The organism is Nocardia terpenica (genome assembly GCF_013186535.1).
Taxonomy (GTDB): Bacteria; Actinomycetota; Actinomycetes; order Mycobacteriales; family Mycobacteriaceae; genus Nocardia; species Nocardia terpenica.
Genome location: NZ_JABMCZ010000003.1, coordinates 1697832 through 1716746 on the forward strand (window position 1 = coordinate 1697832; position 18915 = coordinate 1716746).

Genomic DNA, 18915 nt, shown 5'->3' on the forward strand with positions numbered 1-18915 from the left:
TCATTTCACTTCATTCTTCCCGGTGTCCGAATTCGTCGACTTGTGTACCTGGGTGATCGGATCTCGGAAGCGGCAAGTCCCCACGCGAGTCGTGGAACGGATGAGACGGGTCAGACGCGGACTGGTTGCGGAAGGCGGGTTGCTGCGCGCAAAATGCGTTTTGCAGGCGACCATAGCCGACGCAATACGTCCTCGTCGGGGACAACGATCCCGTGCGGAGCTGGCTGTGTGAAGGGCATGTCGTTGCGGCTGAGACATCGAGCTGCTTCGATCAAGGCGAGGACGTCGCGAGTCTGTTTCCGGTCCTCGGAGCGAACGGTGGCTGTGATCAATTCGTCAATGGCGACTGGCGGCGGTTGCGTGAATCGGGCGATTATCTCCGCGGCGTCGTGTATCTCGATGCGCCGACGTTCCACCCGCTCCGCCGGTGAGGCACCCCACCGATCCGCCCACTTCAGTGACAAGACGACTTCGGGCGCAGCGGCGGTGAGCTCTCGCCACAAGGAACGCAATCGAAACAATCGGATCTGACACATTACTGCTCGGGTGCAGGAAGGGACGATGGAAGCGCCCAATATTGCACAGAACAGCAGCTGCGGCTCGCCCGAAGCCAATCCATCGGATGTGAAGCGATACATCTGCCGAACGATCTCGACGTTGAACCCCACAGTGTTCAGTGTCGCGAAGAGTATGAGTGAGCTCACGGGGAGCACACTCAGAGCTATAACTATGAACAAGATCCGGACCACGACGCGTTCGTGCCGTGTGGTTGCGCGCTGTCGTAGCGCAAGCAGAGTCCGGGACATCAGAGCGGAAACCACTATCGGCAGCACCGATAGAAGCGCGATATAGGCGCCATAACGCCAGCCCCCGTAGTCCGCGATAGATATTCCTCGCGATCGCGCCGGGCTGCTCAAGACCAGCAATACGATGCCGATACCCGCCGAACCTGCCAACACCAGCCTGTATCTGGGGCGGTATCGGACGGGACCGTATTCTCGCAGCAGCCACAACCCGAACGCCGTCGCCCACGAGATCACGGTTGTCCAATGCCATGCGTCGAAAATGGTCGGCAGGCCGCCCGGTGTGAACCTCGCCAACTGACGGGCTACGGCCGGCTCACGCAAAAGTACGCCGACGGCCGCGATTCCCGCCATGATATTGATCAGGTGATCAGCCTGAGATGCACGTCGGACCAACCCGATCCGTATGACGGCGAGAACGAGGATGAACACGAGGGCCGACACAGTGATATAGGACGGGGACTTGTCGGCGGGCCACATCAGAACACCTTGAGCATGCCGTCACGACGCGGACCACCGGACCGAACCCTGGCCCGTACCATCGTCGCGAACAGCTCGGCCTCGTACTCGTCTGGCGTGTCGTAGCTGGATCCGCCGCGGAAGGCCCGGACTTTGGCTGCGCTGTAATTCAGCTCGACCCCCGCCAGCAAGGTCGCCAGCTGCCCCACGACCGGCGAGTCTTGACCATGATCGAGCAGCATGTGCCCGAGTTCGTGGAACGTATCGTGCGGGTCATCCGACTTCCGCAGGAAGAGAAGATCGTAGTCGCGGTAGGCCAGCCACATCCCGCACAGACCGACGGGGGAGCTCGGCGGTAGTGCGATGCGCTCGATACGTCGGCCCCGCAGACGCTCGACCGATGAGAAAAGCTCCTCAGCTGTCCAATCCTCGGGCAAGGCATCGTCGAGGCGATCGACCAGCCTCTGCAACCTGGCGCGCGTGGAAACCTTTCGCCACAGACGCATGTCACTCCTTACCCTGCTCGAGCGAGGGCTTCGGCCTTGTCGCGCACCGCCTATCGGCGAGTGTTGAAACCGAACAGCCCTTTCATATGGATATCCCCTGCGGCAGCATGGTGTGCCCACCGCTGGGCGTGCGAAGACGTCGAGTGCCGTCGGGTAGACGGGACCGAGTGCGACAGGTCAGGGCTGCTATCCAACGGCGGGCGATAGCTGAACGCTACAACGAAGATTAACCGAACCGGCCAACCGGCACCAAGGGATTCTGTTGATACGTCGAGCTTTCGGTGACCTGGCCCGCGACTACAGCCACGCCGCAGCATCTTTCGGTTGCGGTGCCTCGATGAGCCTGGCCCGGAACTGCCCTCATGCTGTGCTGGGTCCGACCGCCGCGCGGTATCGGGTGGCTAGTGCTGGCGCCTACGACACTGGATTTGTGTCGATCATCTTCCAGAAGCGGTGGGCCAGGCTTGGCGCAGGGTGATTTCGGCAGCGAGTTGGTTGCGATCACGTTTTCGGTGGGTCGAGCCGGACACCGAGCAGGGGCTGGAGACGGGAAGCGAGTGCTGGAGCGAGTGTTCCGAGGGTGACGCCCAGCCGTAGGTCGAAGGGGGCGACAACGATCTCGGCGACATCGTCTCGGGTTGCGCGGACCACCGCGGCGGCAACCTGTTCCGGTGACACCGTGCGGAACCACGGCGGCAGGCGCGCACCACTGTCGGCGAACATGCCTGCCTCGCGGACGAATCCGGGTTCGACCAGCGAAACGCCGACCCCACTACCGTGCAAATCTTGACGCATACTCAGGGCGAACCCGCGAAGGCCGAACTTGGTCGCGTTGTAAACGGTCGTGTCGCCCGACGGGACCCGACCGCCGATGGATCCCATGAACACTATGTGGCCACGTCGCCTCGCACGCATGGACTCGGCCACACCTCGCGCCAGCATGATGGGTGCACGCAGATTGACGGCTATGGCTTCATCGAGCTCTGCAACATTGAAATCGAGCACATGACCACCTGCGGGTAGTCCTGCATTGGCGATCAGGACATCGACAGGGCCCGCCACGTCCAGCAGCTTCGTCAGATCGTCGGCGGCGCCGAGATCAGCGACGATCGATCGAGCGTCGAGTTCGGAGGCCAAGCGCTCGAGCACATCGACGCGTCGGCCAGTCAGAATTAGTTCGGCCCCACACTCCTTGAGCGATCTCGCAATTGCATGACCGAGGCCACCCGTAGCACCGGTCAGCAAGACCTTCGACCCCGACAACTGAAACGTTCGGGTCATGCTGTTACCCCCTCGGAGTCCATAGCCACACGGAGCGGCCCGCCAGCGGTAAGGCTATACCTTATGAACGCCCATTGAGGTTGGGAACGGAGATCCTGCAAGTCAGCTGCGAGGCGGCTACGGGTATTGAAAACCGGGTGTAGTCGAGAGGTTGATTCCTCACGCCTGGTAGTGCCCGGTCCGGGCCGGTCGGTTTCGTGTGGCCGGTGAGAACGTTTGGATGTCATGGCGCTACACGTAAGCGCGGACCCGCACGGCTCTCTGCCGCCGAGGTCTATCAGGCGACAGCAAAGGGAAAAACCTTCATTTAGAATGCAGGTGGCTGGAGCCAAATCCCGACAATCTCGACTGATGCGGGCGGCGTGAAATTTAGGGTAAAAGTCCTGCGTGCGCTAGTTTTCGGCGGTTGATGCTGAGTGCATGGCATGCAATCTGTGTGACATCGAGGTCTGGAGTTTCGATCCGGTTGAGTGTTGTGTGGAGGCAGGAAGTTAAAACCGCCTCGAAGGGATGGTCAACAGTGGATCCGAGCGTGATTGTGGGATGGATCAACGACGGCCTCGTATTGCTGTCGAATGGATTGACGGTGGCCGCGCAGGCTCTATCTATCATTTTCTCCTTCCTCTGAGGGATTAAGTCGCTCTCGATGCCCTGGCCTGCGTAAAGCAAGGCCAGGGTGCATTGCTGGAGCATTTATCGATATTTTCCAGCTGTCGAAAACTTCCCAGTAGAGGGGTTATTTGGCATGCCCAAATTGGGATTACCTATTCAGGCCGTAACGGCGTTCGATTCTCTGGGTGGCGGATTTTCCGCGCAGACCAACCGGATATCGGATTGCCGTATCGGTCTGCGCGCGCGATATCACCGTTCGGCGCTGATGCTCACCGCGTCTGCGGTGCCGATTGCACTCGTGCTGTGGTGCGGTGGTGTCGCCGAAGCCGCTATCGCCCAGCCCATTTCGGATCAGCCGGGCGTCACCGGCCCGGCGCAGCCGGGCACTACTGCGCCGCAACCCCCGCCCCCGCCCCCGCCTCCGCCACCTGCGCCTGAGCCTGGACCGCCGCCTCCCACGTACACCGAGCAGCCGCCGGAGGTGCGTAATGGTCCGGCACCGCGACCGGTACCGCCGCCGGATCCCGCGCCGCCGGTGGAAGTGGCGGATCTACATCTGCCCGAGCCGGTTCCACCAGTTGCGCCGGTGAAGCCGCCGGACAACACGATTCGGATCGGACAATTCGAGACCCCGTCGCCGGATTGGTTGCCGCCGCAGGTGCGTGACTGCATCAACAACACCGCCGCTGGCGCGGAGGCGCAGGTGGCGCAGGCGCTGGATTCGATCGGGCTGCCTGCGGGACGGTCGGATCGAGTAAGCGGGGCGACGCTGGCCGGTGCCGGTCTCGGTGGCGCCGCGGGAGCCGCGGTGGCGGGTGTTCCCGCTGCTGGGGTGGGTGCGGTCGTGGGTGGGTTGATCGGCGGCACGATCGGTGGAATCGCCGGTGCGCTAGTGGGAACGGTGATCGCGGTGCCGGTGATCGGCACTGTCACTTCCGGTGTCGCGGGGACCGCGATCGGTGCGGCGGCTGGTGCTGCCGCGGGGGCTGCGGTCGCGGGTGCTCCGGCGGCCGCGGTGGGCGGTGTGATCGGCGGGACGGTGGGTGCCGGATTCGGTGCTGGTGTCGGGGTGGGGCAGCGGTGACCAGTTTTTCGACGTTGGGCCGGGCCGTCGCGCTGGTGTGCGGTGTGGCGTTGGCGCTGTTGGCGGGGACGGCGCCAGCGCAGGCGGTGCCGATCGGTCCTGGCTGTCCGGCGCTGTACATCATCGGCATTCAAGGCACCGGGCAGTCGTCACCCACGGCCGATCCCCGCGCTGATACCGGGGTGGTGGGTGCGTTGATCGGGCCGGTGGTGGCTGCGGTACCTGGTCTGGTGCAGCGCGCCTATATCCCCTACGGGGCCGGATTCGGTGGCGCTGTGCCCGGCGGCGGCACCGCCCCGTACGCCGATTCGGTCGCCGACGCCGCGCGCCTGGCTATGGCGGCGGCGGCCGAGGTGGTGGCGGCGTGCCCGTCGACACTGCTGGCCGGTGTCGGGTATTCCCAAGGCGCGCAAGCGATGTCGGTGTTCGCGCAACAGGTGGGAGCGGGCGGTGGGCCGGTGCCTGCGGATCGGATCGCGGCCATCGTGCTGTACGCCGATCCTGATCGGCCCGCGGACGCCGCCACGATTCCCGGCCGTCCAGGGCAGACGGTTCCGGATCCGGCTCCCGGGACCAGCGGCGCGGCGGTCAGCGGTGTGCAGCTGACGGCGGTGTCGGCTGGGGGGAGCGGGATCGCTGCGGATGGTGCCTCGTACGGTGCCCTGACCGGGCGGGTCGCATCGATCTGCGTCGACGGTGACCTGGCGTGCTCGGCGCCCGACCACGCGGCGCTGCTGCGGGTCGGCGCGCAGATCGCCGCCCAAGCCGATCTGCGCGATCCGCTCGCCGCGCTCGGCTCGCTGTCCGCCGTGCTGTCGCGCGCTCTGGGGGATGCGTGGACCACGGTGGTGCTCAACGATTTTCGCGTCGACGGCGGCTCGGTGGATTACGTGCCCGCCGAGACGCTGGCGCGTCGGCTGATCGACGCTTCCGACCCGCGCATCCCGGCCCCGACCCCTGCGGACACTGCTGCCGCGGCGGCGCGGTGGGGCCAGATCACGGCGGCTGTCGCGAACAACCTTCTCGGCGTGGTGCCGCGGCTGGTGGGGGAGTTGTCGGCGGCGTGGGGGCAGTTACTGGCCGACGACGCTGATCTGACCAATCCGGCGGTGTGGGCGCATTACGCGAACACCATCGCTGTCCACAACGGCTACGCGGTCAGCGGCCAGCTCGCCTCGGGCATCGCCTGGCTGATCGCCGTCGCCCACGACCTCGCCTGGAGGCACCCATGACCGACATCCAGCACCCTGACAACACGCTGCCGTCCGACCCGTCGACCGACACCGACTCCGTTCCCGCCACTACGGACGATCTGTACGAGCAGCGGGTGGTCGAGCACGGCAGGCAGCCGGGGGATCTGCTGCGGCTGCGGAAGGTCGCGACGCCGCAGTTGCGCGATACCGCCGATGCCTGGCTGATCGTGTACGTGTCGAAGGACTCGTTCGACGAACCGATCGCGGTGTCGGGCATCGTCATCGTCCCCGACACGGCCGCCGCCCTCGGCGCGGGCCCGATTCTGGTGTACGACCCACCGTTCCACGGCCTCGGTGGCCGATGTGCGCCCTCGCAGCGGTTGGCCGCCGGAGACGAGCCCGACGCGGGTCGGATCGACGCGGCGCTGGACCGGGGCTGGACGGTCGCAGTCCCCGACGGCGAAGGGTTCGTCGCTCCCGGCCCGCATACGTTCCTCGCCGCCCGTGCCGCCGGGCACACCACGCTGGATATGGCGCGGGCGGTGCGGGCGCTGCCCGATATCGACGCTGACGGCCCGGTGTTGATCTGGGGGTACGCCGACGGGGGCCGCGCGGCGATCACGGCCGCGGAACTACATCCCGTCTATGCCCCCGAGGTCGGGCTGCGAGGGGTCGCGGCCGGGGCCGTGATCGCCGACCCCGCCGCGCTCGCCACCCACATCGAGCACAGCCCGTGGGCGGTGCTGGGCCTGGCGGGCCTGGTCGGACTGTCTCGCGCCTACGCGCATCTGCCGCTGCGGCACGTACTCACCGAGCAAGGCCGCGAGGCCGCGGCGCTGGCCGGGGAACTCGACGCGGCGCGGTTGGCGGAGCGGTTCCCGGAACCGTTGGGCCGCTGGTGCGTTCGTGAGGATCCCTGGAACGACCCGATGTGGCGGTTCGTCCTCGGTGAGGAACGACGCGGCAGGACCGGGCCAGTAGTGCCGGTGCACCTGTACCACGGCCTCGACGACCCCGTCGTACCGGTCGAACACGGCCTGCGCGTCTACGACACCTACGACGCCCTGGACGTCGATGTCAGCTGGCGCACCTACCCCACCGGGCACCGCGGGACCGCCGCGACAGCAGCGAACGAAATCCTCACCCGCCTCGCCGACGACCTGCACCGGCCCCTGTAGAGACCACCGACCAGCCGTGCACACACAACCAGCACACGACCGAAGCGGAGGCCGATGATGTTGTGGCACAACACCAATAGCGTACGCGCGCTGCTGCAGGCCGCCGTCGCGGCGGGCACCGCGGTCATCGTGACGGTGGTAGCGGTGTCGGCGGTCGCGGACCCCGTCGGGGCTCCGCTGGGAGCCTCGTGCCCGGCACTGTACGTGCTGGGTGTGCAAGGCCCCGACGAGACGTCCCCGGACGCCGCACCCACCACCGATACCGGGGCGCTCGGGCAACTGTTCGGACCTCTCGACGCGAACGCGGGAGCGTTGGTGCAGCGCGCCTACGTGCGCTACGGGTACCGCGATGACGGCACCGCACTGCCCTACGACCAGGCCGTCTCCGACGCCGATCAACGTCTGGAAGCGATGGCCCGCGACGTCGAACAGCGGTGCCCGGCCACCAGAATCGCCGCCGCCGGATACGGGCAGGGCGCCGCGGCGGTCGCCGCCTTCGCCCACCGAGTCGGCGGCGGTGCCGACCCGATCCCCGCCGGCGCCGTCGCCGGGATAGCCCTGCTCGCCGACCCCCACCGCGCACCGGGTGCACCCGTCTTTCCCGGACGTCCCGGGCAAGCCACCCCCGACCCGGCGCCCGGCGCGACCGGCACCGCCACCGGCCAGGTCCAGCTGGTCACCACCACCCCCGCCGGGGCGGGGATCGACCAGAACCCCACTCCCACAGGGCAGGACACCAGCTTCGGGTCGTTGACCGGGCGGGTCGCGGACCTGTGTGCGGCCGGGGACATGACCTGCGATACCCCGGCCGGATCGCCACTGGCGCAAACGATTCACAACATCGCCGCCCAATCCGACCTGCGCGATCCGGTCTCGGCCATCGCGACCACCGCGCAAGCCCTCGCCGCCACCGCCTGGAAAACCGCCGCCGGGGTCGTCACCGAGGACCTGTCCGGCGACAGCCTCGACCAGCTCTCCTATCAGCCGACCAAATCACTCGGCCAACGCCTGGCCGAAGCATCAGACCCGAACACCCCGGTGCCGGGGCCGGATCAAGCGCTGGCGGTGCTGTTCCGGCTCGGGACAATCGGGTTCAACACCGTCGTGTCGGTGGCACAGAAGGTGTTCACCCCGGCCACGATCGCCGAACTCGCGACCGTCGGCATGGCGAACCCGGTCGCAGCGATCGCCGATTTGGGCACGAAAGTCGCTGGCGCGGTGGCGGAATTGATACCGCCGCAAACCGCGCTCGGCTGGGTGGATCAAGCCTTCGACGCGATCTCGTCGACCGTCACCGACAACACCCAGCTCTACCAGCTGGCCGCCCGCACGCAGTACAGCGACACCGCCGGCCGCCAGGGCTCCTACACCAGCGTCCCCGCCACCACCAGCGGCGACCCGCCCCTGACCGCGGTCGCGGACTGGTTCACCGCCCTCGCCCACGACCTCGGCGACCGGACCGGCCAGACGAGCACCGCGCCGCTTGCGGCCTCCCCACCACCCGACAGCAGCAGCGCCACCGAGCCGAGCACGACAGACAGTCCATCACCAACAGCCCCCGACTCCTCGGCCGCTCCGATGTCGGGCACCACAGACCCCTTCGGGTGACCAGCCGAGCCTGACATGGCGCCTTCTCTGCGAAGTTGTCCGGCTGCGGAAGAACCCCTCGCGAGAGGTCACCCGGAGGGCCCGGACACACCCAACATCCCACTACCACACCACTTTCCGGAAGGAGGAAGGTTCGATGCCCCATCCCGACACCACCGACACCGAGCAGGGCTGGGGCTGGCTGGACGCCACGGCCACCCCACCAATTCCCCTGCACGCCAGCACCGGTGCCCCCGCCGAGGACCCCAGCCCCGACGACGCCTGGAACTGGCTCACCGCCGCAGCGCCCGAACCGCCGACAGACACCGGCGATGCGCCCCGGAACTCGCGACTGCCGCGGCGCGGCTGGATCGCGCTCAGCGCGGCACTGATCGTCACGGCAACGATGGTCACCGTCGGTGCCCTCATGGTGCACCCGGGCGGGCAGCCGGTGGTCCCGTCAGTCACCGCCGCGCCACCGACCCTCAGCGCTGTACCGGCGGTGGCGGCGGCGTGTGCGGGGTTGTCCGGGACGGTGACCGACGGCGCGGGCTCGACCGACACCCCGGCAGGGGTGATCGCCGCATTCGAGTACGCGTACTACACACAACGCTCCGCCGATGCCGCGATGGCGGTGCTGGCCCCTGAAGCCGGGATCCAGGCGCAGGCGCTCGCGGCGGGCATCGCCTCGATCCCGGCGGGCAGCACCCACTGCGTCGCGATCACGCCCTTGGCCGAGGGCGCGCAATCGGTGCACCTGGTCGAGGTTCATCCGGACCGGACCCGCGTGGACTACCTGCAGATCATCAACACCCGCACCGACAACGGCCGGGTACTGATCACCAACATCCAAAAGCAGCAGGCGTAACCCATGCGACTGCACGCCACCACCGTTCGCCAGCCACTCTCGGCGCCGTCCGCCGCCGAGGGTCCGCGCCCGGTGCGGTTCGAACCGGCGACCATCAGCGCGCCACCACCGCAGCAGCGGGCACCGGTGCGGGTGGAGCCATTGCCGGTGACCGGGCCGCACCCGCCGCTGTTCGCGGTGCTGGCCGCACACGGCGGTGCCGGTGCGTCCACGCTGGCACGGTGGTGGGCCCATGCCGCCGACACCGGACCGGCCTGGCCCGCCTCCCCTCGGACCACGCAGCGCGTCCTGATCGCCGCTCGCCTGTGCATGCCCGGCCTGATCGCCGCCGCGGAGCGGCTGCGCGAATACCACGCCGGACTCGCCCCCGACGGCGTCACCGTGATCGGCCTGGTCTTGTCCGCGGCCCGGCCCGGCCGCCTCCCGGCCCCGGTCTCGCGCTACCGGCGCACCGTGACCGAGCTGGTCGACGACGCGGTCTGGTCGATCCGCTGGCACGACGAACTCGTCCTCCTCGATGTCTGCGAGCTGGCCCGATACACCCCCGGCGACCCGCCACCCCCACGCCGCGCCCGCCTGACCCACGCCGTCCCCGCCGACGTCCACCGGGCCGCTATCGCGATCACCGCCCGCATCGCCGCCACCCGCACCACCCCGCACCCCCGGAGCACCCCATGATCCACTTACTCGACACCGTCGTTCTCGCACAGGAAATCAAGATCACTCCCGAGGTGCCGCCGGGCGCCGGGGGACTCACCAAGATCGTCAACTGGGTGGCGTGGGCGGTGACGCTGGCCGGGATTGCAGCGCTGATCTACGCGGGCGGGAAGTTCGGCTGGGAACGCTGGCACGGCGGAGCCGTCGAATCGCCCAAGATCGTCCTCGGCGCGTTGGCGGGCGGCATCATCGCCACCAGCGCCGGAACGATCATGCAGCAGATCGTGAGTGCCAAATGACCCGTCACGCCACGAAAGCGACTGCACCACACCCGATCACCTCCGTGTCGAATCGACGGCCCGTGTCGTCGGGGCACCGGTGCATTTCTCACCGTGTTTCGCTAGGAGCCTGCTGATGTGCGGCGACCATGTCTGTTTGTCCCTGCCGAGCACTGATGGCGGTCATGTGACCGTCGAGCGCTGGGGGGCGGCCACCGCCCCGGCCACGATCGTGTATGTCGGTGCGCTGCACAGTGATTCGAGCCTCTGGGCCCCCGTGATCACGCATCTGCACGGCCTGCTTGCGGGCGGCATCGCGCAACTGACCTACACCCCGCGCGACCGCGCCACCGGTGCGCCTGCCGCCTGCGTGGCGACACAGATGAGGCACCGGGTGGATGAGCTGGATATAGTGCTGACCTGCGCGGTCGGCGCGGTTGTGCTGGTCACTCACTCGACCGGGTCACTGCTCGCGCACGCCTACGCGCACCGCTACCCGTATCGCGCTGCCGCGCTGGCAGGACTGGTCCTGATCAACGGGGTCACCGACCGATCGTGGCCCGCCAGCCCGGCCACGCCAGTGCTGCGCGGTGTCCCGGCATTCGTCCTCGCCGGGGGTGAGGACAGCAGGTTCTCGCGGGCGCACTCGCATTGGCTGGCCGAAATGGTGTGGGCCGACTACGACCTGGTCCCCGGCGGCGGGCACTGCCTGCCCCGCTCGGCCCCCGAACAGACCGCCGCACCGATCCTGGCGGCCTTGGACCTCGCCTATTGCACCGAGATCACCGGCAGCAGCGACAGCGGAGATCGGCCGTGAGCGCTGGTCCGGTCACTCCGTTGCCGTCGACGGTGCTGGAGCCGCTGGTCCGGCTGCTGGGGTGGCTGGCGTGGCTGGTGCTGCTGTGCTGCATCGCCCGCGCGATCTGGACCGGCGGGCAACTCGCCATCCGCCTCTACCGCGACGAAGCCGTCGAAGGCTTGGCCGGCTCGGCTCTGGCCGCCGTTCTCGTCGGCGCCGCGAGCGGCATCGCCGCGGCACTGTTTCCCCTGCACTGACCCCGAAAACGATTGGACGACACCATGATCAACACGTCAATCCGGCGGCGAACTGCCGTGTCGGTGGCGGCTGTCGGCCTGGTCGCTCTCACGATCCTGACCGGATGCGGCAGGAGCACCCCGCCAACCGGAACGACCGCGCCGGTGGTCCTTCCTGATCTGCACGCCGCGCCGACGAACCTGAGAACGACGGTATTCCACGGGATTACGCTGCCGATCGCGGATCAGGGGCCGCATCACGACGACGGGACCGTCGCTACCGGGTTCGACCACAATCCGGTCGGGGCGGCGTTGGCGGGCATCCACGCCATCGTTCGGATCTCGGTCGCCACCGACGCCGAGTGGCCTCGGATCGGCCAGCACATGCTCGCCCCCGGGGTGGGTGACGCCTGGGCACTCGCCCGCGCGCAACTGTCCGCCATCGCGGTCGTGGGCACTCCGCCGACAGTGCTGGGCTACCGGATTACCCGGTACCGGCCCGACCGCGCCGATCTCGGCATCTACAGCAGGCAATCCGACAAGTCGCTGACCTGCAATACCGCCGTCGTGGGTTGGCAGGACGACGACTGGAAACTGCTGTTCCCCGACCGGCCAGCAACGCCGGTGGTGGCCGCGGTCGCGAGCCCACCGGCCGACATGGTCTCGGTGACGACCTCATGAGCGGGACGACATCATGACCATTCGCCGCCTGATCGTGCTGGCCGTCAGCGTTGTCCTGGTCGTCGCCGCACTCGCTGTGCTGGCCGCCACCCGGCACCCCGACGCGAGAACACCGGACCGGAGCACACCCGAAACAACCACCGGCACACCGATTGTCCCGTCCCTCGATCCCGGCCGGGTGCCTACCGCCGATCTGCTCGGCAACCGGCTCGAGGTGGTCGGCGACGACGCCGGGCAAGCGCTACCGCAGGACCCGAGCCTGCGGCCGAGCCCGAGCCTGCCCGACTACCTGTGGATGCCACCGGCACGGTTGCAGTGGCAACGCGGGTGGGGTGGCGCGGCGCTGCCGGTGTCGGGCAGCGACGGACCCACCCGAATCGACGCCGGGGTCGCCTCCGGCTTCGCCGACACTCCTCAAGGCGCGGCACTGGCCGCTTGCGACGCGATCGCCCGCGTCCTCGCAGCACCAGAGGGTGTGTGGCAGACCGTGATCCGGCAACGGTATCTCGGTGCCGGGCCCGCGTTCGAAGACCGGATCGCTCGCTCGCGCCGGAACACGCCCGATGCCGCGCGGTATGTGACCGTGCCCGACGGGATCCGCATCATGCCGTACCGGCCCGACTTCGCCGTCGTGGAGATCGCGGTCCCCGCGGACCAGGGCTGGGTGTATTCGACCTGGCCGATGGCCTACACCGACGGCGACTGGCACGTCCGCGTCCCCGACGACATCGACACCCTGTGGGAACCCGGCGTCCCGATGACCTCGCTCACTGGATTCGGGTCCTGGAAGGACACCCCATGACCATCGCACTCCTGGCGGTCGATGCCTGGACAGGGGTTCGCACTCAGATACCGTTGCCCAGCCCTTGTGATCTGCTCAACCCCGCGTTGGATGTCTGCAAACACATCGAGGATTTCACGAAGGGCGCGGCCGGTGACGCTGCCGGCTCGGTTCTGCGCGACCTCGTCGACACACTTCTTCGCGGCATCACCTCCTTGATTCGAATGGGTCTCACCTGGTGGGTTCGACTGCCGTCCCCCCAACTGGCCTCGGCCACAGGCGAGCCGGGCCCGATACTCGCGTCGGTCCGGTCCTACACCAGCGGCCTGCAAGTGGTGCTGATGATCGCGGGGATCCTGTTCGCTGCGGCCCGGCTGGCGGTGGCGAAACGCGGCGCGGTCGCCGGTGAAGCGCAGGAGAGTTTCCTGATCTTCAGTCGGGCCGTGATGGCGTCGATGTTGCTCGGCGCGGTCATCACCACCGGCACCAAGTGCGGCGACGCGTTCAGCACCTGGGTGATCGACCACGGCGCCGGAGCGGACGTGCGCGGAGTGACCGATCGGCTGTTCGACGTCGCGGTGCTGACCGCGGGCGGCCTGGGCACCGGCGTCATGCTGGTGCTGGGGTTCCTGGGCACCATCAGCGCACTGATCCAACTGGTGATGCTGGTCGTGCGCGAGGCGTTTTTAATTCTCGTCGTCGCCGCGTTGCCGCTGTCCGCTGCGGCGGCGGGCACCGGGCCGGGGTCGCAGGCGTATCAGCGGATGCTGCAATGGGCGCTCGCGCTGGTGCTGTGGAAACCCGTCGGCGCCTTGGTCTATGCGATCGCGTTCTCCGCAGCCGGGGTGAACGGTGCTGGGCGGCCGCAAGATCCGCAACTGCTCTTACTCGGCATGATCCTGCTGTTGTCGGTGCCGATCGTGCTGCCGGCACTGATGCGGCTGATCGCGCCCGCCGTCGCCGCCCTCGGGGGCGGTGGCGGGGGAGCGGCAGTGCTGGCCGGTGGTGCCCTCGGCGTGGGGTTAGGAGTCGGCGGGCGCGGCAAGGGCTTCTCCGGAGCCCGGAAGGTAACCGAAGGCAGTGAGGCGACCGGGGGCGGGCCGACGTCTCCCTCCGCGGGAGGCGGTGGCTCGGCCCCGACCCCGCCGGGCGGAGGCGGTGTTCGACCGTCCGGCGGTGGTGGGGGAGGTGGCAATCCCCCGGCCCCGACCGGGCAAGGGTCCGGGGCGAGTAATCGACCGAGCCGCAATGGCGCGGCGAGCTCCGGGTCCACCGGCGGGAACCGCGCGAGCGGTAAGGCAGCGGCCGGTGGCGGAGCTGCGGGTGCTGCAGGGGTGGCGGGAGTGGCGATGGCGGCCGGACAGGCCGCCCAGCACGGGGTGCAGGCGCTGAATTCCTCGGTGGAAGGACCGGCCCCGGAGCCCGGGACGTCAGTGCCGGATCCGAGTAGGCCGGGCCCGATGGAGGTGCGGCGATGACGACCCGCATGTACGGAAGGTGGGAAAAGCCCCGCAGCGCAGGGTTTTTCGGCCTCACCTGGGGTGTGTCGATGCTGGGCCTGGGTTTGGTGATCGCGATCATGCTGATTTTCATGGTCACCCACTCGTTGTCGGTGACTGGGATCGCGATCTGTTGTGCGGCAGCGATTTTCGTCCCGATGGCGGTGACGATCGGGGGCCGCACCGGCTGGGAGATCGCGGTCCTGCGGATCCAATTCGCGCTCGCCCGTAGCCGCGGCGAGTTGGAGTATCGCAGCGGTCGCTTCTCCTCGATCCCGGGCACGGCGAGATTGCCGGGGCTGTTGGCGGATTCGTGGCTGACCGAGTACGAGACACCGGGTGGGAAACGGTTCGGGCTGATCCATGTCCGGCGCACCGATCACTACACGGTCGTGTTGCGGGTTATCCCGCGCGGGCGCGAGTTGGTGGATCAGACCCAGATCGACGACTGGGTCAGCGAATACGGGAACTTTCTGGCTAGTCAGTCGCGTGGTGGTGAGGTGGTGGCGGTGACCTCGGTGCTGGACACCGTGGTGGAAACCCATCTGCGGCAGCACCGCGAGGTCGCCCGTCTGCTGCGCCCGCAGGCCCCCGAGTTCGCGCGGGCGGTGATGCGGGAGGCCGCCGCCGATATCGGCGGGGTCGGGGTGCGGGTCGAGGCCCGCGTCGCGCTCACCTATCGCGCCATCGGCAGGGGCAGGGGTCGCCGCGACATCGCCGAGCAGGCCCGCGAGATCAGCCAACGACTCCAGGCGCGTTATCGCAGCTGGCGCGTGCCGGGCTGCCCGCGACGCCGCTGGAAGCGTGGGAAGTGCTGGGATTGGTGCGGTCACGGTATGACCTGGCCGCCCAGCGTGACATCGAGCTAGCCGGTCGCGACCTGACCGGCACCCAGTCGTGGGACACGGTCGGGCCGATCGCGCACAGCGACCGTTGGGATCATCTCGTTCACGACGGCGCGCGGTCGATCACCTGGGAGATGGACGCCGCGCCCCGCGGCGCGGTCCTGGAAACCGGGCTGGAAGAACTGCTGAAACCTCGTGCGGACGTGCCCCGCAAACGCGTCGCGATCATCTATCGGCTGCATTCGGCGGCCGAGGCCACCGACATCGTCGACTCCGATTTCCGGGATGCGTTGGCCGCCGAGCAAACCGAGCGTGGTGTGCCCGGCGCGGCAGCGTCAATCCGCGTCCAGAACACCGGTGCCGCCCGCCAGGAACAAGCCCAAGGCGCTGGGCTCACCCGGTTCGGCGCGTTGATCACCATCACCGATCATCTCGGCGGGGATATGCCGGGCATCGAGGCGTCGGTCGAAGCGATGGCGGCGGCGGCGCGGCTGGGAGTGCGCCGCTGCTACGCCTACCAGGCCGCAGCCTTCGCCGCCAGTCTCGGCATCGGCGTCATCCTGCCCGAGCACACCTCGATCTCCAAGCGGGTCTCGTTATGACCCCACTACGGAACAAAGCCCCGCACACGCGAAAGACCATGCAGATCGCGGGAATTCGTGTCCTGACCCCGCAGGCCCGCGCCGCCGCCGAAGCCGCCGCGACCACGCGCGGGTGGCGCGGAATGCGGGCGCGGGCGGTGTTGTCCAGCGACGACCACCGCCACGCCACGGCGGCGCGGCGCGGCGAGGATCGCGCGCGCGACGGGTTCGACCGGCCGCTGGCGCGGCTGACCGACCGCGGCTACGCCGGGCCAGGGGGTGGGCGCGCGGCGGTGGTGCCCGCGATGCCGGAATGGCGCGCCACCACCGTGCAGGTGGCCGGGTTGTGGCCGTTCGCGGTCGGTGCCGTCGCCCCGGTGATCGGCACCCCGGTCGGCTCCCATTACGTGACCGGCGCCCCCGTGCACTTCGACCCCATGTCCTGGTTCCTGCGTGGGCACCTCACCGCGCCGATCGCGTTCGTGCTGGCACTCAACGGATTCGGCAAATCCACGTTCATTCGCCGCTTGGTGACCGGGGCGGTCGCGGCCGGGGAAACCGTGTTGTGCATGGGTGACAGCAAACCCGACTACCGGGACCTCGTGCAACGGCTCGACGGTCAGGTGATCGATGTCGGCTACGGCTACGCCAGCATCAACCCGCTCGCCGTCGGTGCGCTCGGGTCGATCATCGACAGGCTGACCGACCCCGACCAGCGCCGCCAAGTCGCCGCCCGGGTGGAGGCCGGGCAGGTCATGATCGTGGCCGGACTGATCGAACTCGTGCGCGGGGCTCGGGTCGCCGACTACGAGGAAACGCTGATCGCCGCTGGGCTGCGCCAGCTCTACAGTCCCGCAGGTGGTTTCACCTCGGACCAGCCGCCGCTGCTGTCGGATCTGCTCACGGTCATCGGTGAGGGCGGGGACCGGATGCGCGAATTCGCGGAGGAGGACTCCTCGCAGGCGTACCGAAACAGCACCAAAGCCTTGCGGCGGTCGCTACGCGCGCTGATCGAGGGGCCGTGGGGTGGCATTTTCGATGCCCAGACCAGCGTCCCACTGGATCTCACGAGCCCCGCAGTATGCATCGACGTCTCCCGCATTCCCGAAGGCGACACGAAACTGCTGGCCGCGGTGCTGATGGTCTGCTGGAGTGAGGGATTCGGGGCCGTCGCCGCGGCGCACGCCCTCGCCGACGCGGGCCTCGGCCCCGCTCGCACCTTCGGTGTGATCATGGACGAGATCTGGCGGGTACTCGGTGCGGGTCCAGCCATGGTCGACCGCACCGACGCCCTCACCCGGCTCAACCGTGGTTTGGGCACCGAGCTGATCATGTGCAGCCACACCCTCAAAGACCTCGCCAGCTTTGATAGTGTTGCGGCACAGTCGAAAGCCCTCGGATTCTTCGAGAGAGCGCGCGCCAAAGTTATCGGTCCGGTCGGGCCGGAGGAGATCGACCGCCTGCGCGCCGCAGTCGCCATCAGCGAGACCGAGAAACTACTCATTACCTCCTGGGCCGCACCCCGCCCACCCAGCGATGACCACACCGACGCTTCTCAAGTGCCACCCGGGACCGGTTGCTTCCTGCTCAAAACCGGGGAAGCCAACGAGCCCGGTATCCCGTTCCGGCTGACCATCACACCGAGCGAGCGGGATGCCGACATTCACAACACGAACCGGCGTTTCAGCCATCTCACCCGCACCGGAACGGTAGGTACGCCGCGGTTGGTGGACTCGGAGTGCGGCGAGGCGGCACAGGATCATGTGGCCGCCGATCGGCAGGGGGCAAGCAGGTGAGCCGTGAACGCTGTGAAAGCCGCTGTGGCGCTGACGCTATCGAGCACGCTCGTACTGCTTGTGGTGATCGTGGTGATCGGCGGCGGGCCGGGTATCTCGTGCGCGGCGACGGTCGACGGTGGAGGAGTGACCGGCCGGACCGGGGGGCCGGTGGCGGGTATGTCGGAGCGGCAACTCCAGTTGGCGCGCAACGGGGTCGCGATCGGCAAACAGCGGCGCGAGCCCGCGCCGGTGATCGTGGCCGAACTGGCCGCGCAGATCACCGAATCCACCCTCCGGAATTTGGCGAATCCCGCTGTGCCGCAATCGCTGACCTACGCCAACGACGGGCTCGGTTACGACCACGACTCGGTCGGCCCACACCAGATGCGCGCCAGTGTCTGGGGTGCGGCCGGGATCGCGGCGTTGATGACCCCGCCGTATCAGTTCAACTGGTTCTACACCCAAGCCGACCGAGTGACCGGCCGCGACCGGATGTCGGTCGCCGATATTGCCCAGGCTGTGGAGAACTCGGCCCCGGACGCCTACGGCGCGAGTCTGGACCTAGCGCAACGCCTGTACCAGATGTTCGCGGGCATCGACGTGTCCCAGCTGCCCGCAGCGCCGGGGCAGACGCCGGGCGGGTGCGGGACCGACGGGCAGGGCGCACCCCTGACCCAGGACCAGGAGGCGTTCGGGCAGGCCGTGATCCGCGCCGCCACTCGCTGGATCGGCACCCCCTACGTGTGGGGCGGCGGCGACTTCTCCGGCCCCACCAATGGTGGTTTCGACTGCTCCGCGCTGGTGCAGTACGCGCTGTTCCAAGCCTCCGGCGGACGCATCCGGTTGCCCCGCACCACCCGGGAACAGGTCAACGCCCCGGGCGCACAACCGATCCCGTTCAACGACCGGCAACCGGGGGATCTGATCTTCTTCACCGACCCCGGCGAGACGGCGCCGCATCACGTCGCGGTGTATGTGGGCCGCGACCAGCACGGCCAAGACGTGATCGTGCACGCGCCCGAGAGCGGCCAGACCGTCACCCTGGCACCGCTCTGGCGCAGCGAGCACCTGGACGTACGCCGCTACAGCCTGCCCGGCACCAGCTCACCTGTAGGATCTCATGCTTCGCTTGCGCCTTCTCAGTGATTTTGCGCCGGTCTTGCGCTTGCGCAAGACCGGTGAGAATCAGGCTCGTCCCGTCGGTGCCTG

Annotated in this window: 17 protein-coding genes and 1 pseudogene; 15 read left to right on the forward strand and 3 right to left on the reverse strand. The window is 68.3% G+C overall.

The genetic code is table 11. The features are described 5' to 3' along the window. Positions 1–110: 110 nt before the first annotated feature. The 3 genes from HPY32_RS29480 to HPY32_RS29490 form a co-directional block, all read right to left on the reverse strand. Positions 111–1283 (reverse strand): DUF6545 domain-containing protein, encoded by a 1173-nt coding sequence (locus HPY32_RS29480; RefSeq protein WP_067577672.1) that lies wholly within the window; start codon positions 1281–1283, stop codon positions 111–113. Then, on the reverse strand, positions 1283–1768 hold the full coding sequence (locus tag HPY32_RS29485; RefSeq protein WP_067577674.1) for a hypothetical protein: 486 nt from the start codon (positions 1766–1768) through the stop codon (positions 1283–1285). The genes HPY32_RS29480 and HPY32_RS29485 overlap by 1 nt, the downstream gene beginning before the upstream one ends. 501 nt (positions 1769–2269) lie before the next feature. Then, complete coding sequence (locus tag HPY32_RS29490; protein WP_067577676.1) at positions 2270–3049, reverse strand: SDR family NAD(P)-dependent oxidoreductase; 780 nt, start codon at positions 3047–3049, stop codon at positions 2270–2272. A 1198-nt stretch (positions 3050–4247) separates the two neighbouring features. Here HPY32_RS29490 and HPY32_RS29495 point away from each other — a divergent pair. The 15 genes and pseudogenes from HPY32_RS29495 to HPY32_RS29565 all read left to right on the forward strand — a co-directional run bounded on the left by HPY32_RS29495 (position 4248) and on the right by HPY32_RS29565 (position 18852). Beyond that, complete coding sequence (locus tag HPY32_RS29495) at positions 4248–4745, forward strand: hypothetical protein (RefSeq protein ID WP_067577680.1); 498 nt, start codon at positions 4248–4250, stop codon at positions 4743–4745. After that, a complete protein-coding gene (locus HPY32_RS29500) occupies positions 4742–5977 on the forward strand; it encodes a cutinase family protein (protein ID WP_231951288.1) in 1236 nt (411 codons plus the stop codon). The genes HPY32_RS29495 and HPY32_RS29500 overlap by 4 nt, the downstream gene beginning before the upstream one ends. Continuing rightward, complete coding sequence (locus HPY32_RS29505; protein WP_067577682.1) at positions 5974–7116, forward strand: lipase family protein; 1143 nt, start codon at positions 5974–5976, stop codon at positions 7114–7116. Before HPY32_RS29500 ends, HPY32_RS29505 begins: the two co-directional genes overlap by 4 nt. 54 nt (positions 7117–7170) lie before the next feature. Further along, on the forward strand, positions 7171–8724 hold the full coding sequence (locus HPY32_RS29510; RefSeq protein ID WP_082870520.1) for a cutinase family protein: 1554 nt from the start codon (positions 7171–7173) through the stop codon (positions 8722–8724). 136 nt (positions 8725–8860) lie between these two features. Beyond that, entirely contained in the window at positions 8861–9571 is a 711-nt protein-coding gene (locus HPY32_RS29515; protein ID WP_067577683.1) for a DUF8176 domain-containing protein, read from the forward strand. 3 nt (positions 9572–9574) lie between these two features. Continuing rightward, complete coding sequence (locus HPY32_RS29520; protein ID WP_171983104.1) at positions 9575–10249, forward strand: hypothetical protein; 675 nt, start codon at positions 9575–9577, stop codon at positions 10247–10249. Next, a complete protein-coding gene (locus HPY32_RS29525; RefSeq protein WP_067577687.1) occupies positions 10246–10527 on the forward strand; it encodes a hypothetical protein in 282 nt (93 codons plus the stop codon). The genes HPY32_RS29520 and HPY32_RS29525 overlap by 4 nt, the downstream gene beginning before the upstream one ends. Positions 10528–10693: 166 nt before the next feature. Beyond that, complete coding sequence (locus tag HPY32_RS29530) at positions 10694–11323, forward strand: alpha/beta fold hydrolase (RefSeq protein WP_067577689.1); 630 nt, start codon at positions 10694–10696, stop codon at positions 11321–11323. After that, positions 11320–11562 carry a hypothetical protein gene (locus tag HPY32_RS29535; RefSeq protein ID WP_067577691.1) on the forward strand — a complete coding sequence of 81 codons (243 nt, stop codon included), beginning with the start codon at positions 11320–11322 and terminating at the stop codon, positions 11560–11562. Before HPY32_RS29530 ends, HPY32_RS29535 begins: the two co-directional genes overlap by 4 nt. Positions 11563–11586: 24 nt before the next feature. Further along, positions 11587–12222 carry a DUF8175 domain-containg protein gene (locus tag HPY32_RS29540; protein WP_156673818.1) on the forward strand — a complete coding sequence of 212 codons (636 nt, stop codon included), beginning with the start codon at positions 11587–11589 and terminating at the stop codon, positions 12220–12222. A gap of 13 nt (positions 12223–12235) precedes the next feature. Beyond that, the gene (locus HPY32_RS29545) at positions 12236–13024 is read left to right on the forward strand and encodes a DUF8175 domain-containg protein (RefSeq protein ID WP_067577693.1); all 789 of its coding nucleotides are present in this window, start codon (positions 12236–12238) and stop codon (positions 13022–13024) included. Beyond that, positions 13021–14481 carry a hypothetical protein gene (locus HPY32_RS45810; protein WP_067577695.1) on the forward strand — a complete coding sequence of 487 codons (1461 nt, stop codon included), beginning with the start codon at positions 13021–13023 and terminating at the stop codon, positions 14479–14481. The genes HPY32_RS29545 and HPY32_RS45810 overlap by 4 nt, the downstream gene beginning before the upstream one ends. Positions 14482–14489: 8 nt before the next feature. Beyond that, positions 14490–15949 (forward strand): annotated as a pseudogene (locus HPY32_RS46625) (SCO6880 family protein). After that, on the forward strand, positions 15946–17724 hold the full coding sequence (locus tag HPY32_RS29560) for a putative type IV secretion/conjugal transfer ATPase (RefSeq protein ID WP_197696319.1): 1779 nt from the start codon (positions 15946–15948) through the stop codon (positions 17722–17724). The pseudogene HPY32_RS46625 and the gene HPY32_RS29560 overlap by 4 nt, the downstream one beginning before the upstream one ends. Before the next feature lie 3 nt (positions 17725–17727). After that, entirely contained in the window at positions 17728–18852 is a 1125-nt protein-coding gene (locus HPY32_RS29565; RefSeq protein ID WP_231951291.1) for a C40 family peptidase, read from the forward strand. The last annotated feature ends 63 nt before the right edge of the window (positions 18853–18915 follow it).